This window comes from Arthrobacter sp. 10T413_2, from assembly GCF_056394205.1.
In genome coordinates this window covers 1-1,443 of record NZ_JBFTHK010000343.1, presented here as the reverse complement: position 1 = coordinate 1,443, position 1,443 = coordinate 1, and the positions used below count along the sequence as shown (strand labels likewise).

Sequence of the window (1,443 nt, the reverse complement as noted above, 5' to 3'; positions counted from 1 at the left end):
AATACCCAGCACGGCGCACTTGGAACGGACGACGGCGGCCATCGCCTGCGCGATCTCTGCGGCCGGGCGGGGCGTGTCAACGGGGGTGTAGGCGATGCCGTAGCCGCCTCCGAGGTCCAGCTCGGGCAGCACGATGGAGTACTTGGCCTGCATGGCGGCCAGGAAGTCCAGGAGCTTTTCGGCGGCGAGGGCGAAGCCGTCGGGTTCGAAGATCTGGGAGCCGATGTGGCAGTGCAGGCCCAGCAGCTCGATGCTCTCGTGCCCGATGGCCGCGGCCACGGCTTCCTCAGCGGCGGACAGCCCGGCCTGGTCGGTGGAGTCCGGTGCCATGGAGAGACCGAATTTCTGGTCCTCGTGGGCGGTGGCGATGAATTCGTGCGTGTGGGCGTGCACTCCGGGGGTCAGCCGGAGCATGACCTTCGCGGTGTCGCCCCGGTTGGCCGCGATCGCCGCGACGCGCTCGAGCTCGTCGAGGCTGTCCACCACGATCCGGCCCAGTTGCATGTCCAGGGCCCGGTGGATTTCGCCGTCGGACTTGTTGTTGCCGTGCAGCGCGACGTCGGCGCCCGGGATGCCAGCGCGGGCGGCGACGGCGAGTTCGCCGCCGGATGCGGTGTCCAGCCGCAGCCCTTCTTCCTCGACCCAGCGGACCACGGAGGTGCACAGGAAGGACTTGCCGGCGTAGTAGACGTCCACTCCCCCACAGATGTCCGCGAAGGCGTCGTTGAACGCGTCGCTGAACGCCCGGGCGCGGGCCCGGAAGTCGGTCTCGCTGAGCACGAACAGCGGCGTCCCGTACTCGCGTTGCAGTTCGCTGACCGTCAACCCCTCGATGGTGAGCTCGCCGGCGTCGTTCCGGGCGACTCCGCCGGCCCACAGCGGTTCGTGGAGGGCGTTGAGGTCGGCGGGGACCTCAAGCCAGCCGGGTGCGAGCGGGGACTGTCCTGAATTTGCGGTCATGGCGATTACATCCGTTCCGGCGCCGAGACGCCCAGCAGTTCCAGTCCGTTGGCCAGCACCTGGCTCGTGGCGTCGTTGAGCCACAGCCTGGTCCGGTTGGTGTCGGTGATGGGTTCCTCGCCCTGGGGCGCCACCCGGCAGGCGTCATACCAGCGGTGGTAGGCGCCGGCGATGACTTCCAGGTGCCGGGCCACGCGGTGTGGTTCGCGCAGTTCGGCGGCCTTGGCCACCACCGAGGGGTAGCTGCCCAGGTGCGAGAGCAGCTCGTTTTCGGTGGCGTGGTCCAGCAGGGCGGCGTCGAAGCAGGMTTTGCMGTCGACACGGCGCTCGACGCCGGCGGCCACGGCATTGCGGGCGGCGCCGCGGGAGCGGGCGTGGGCGTACTGGACGTAGAACACCGGGTTTTCGTTGCTGTGCTTCTTGAGCAGCTCGGGGTCCAGGGTCAGCGGCGAATCGGCCGGGAACCGGGCGAGCGAGTAGCGG

2 protein-coding genes are annotated in these 1,443 nt (G+C 69.4%); both read right to left on the bottom strand.

Annotation, left to right across the window (positions count from 1 at the left end; genetic code table 11):
• The coding region (locus AC1DBQ_RS23315; protein WP_476930751.1) for a diaminopimelate decarboxylase family protein at positions 1-960 on the bottom strand (960 nt) is incomplete at its 3' end.
• Between the two features lie 5 nt (positions 961-965).
• Positions 966-1,443 (bottom strand): DALR anticodon-binding domain-containing protein (locus tag AC1DBQ_RS23310; RefSeq protein ID WP_476930750.1); only part of this gene is annotated, 478 nt, incomplete at its 5' end.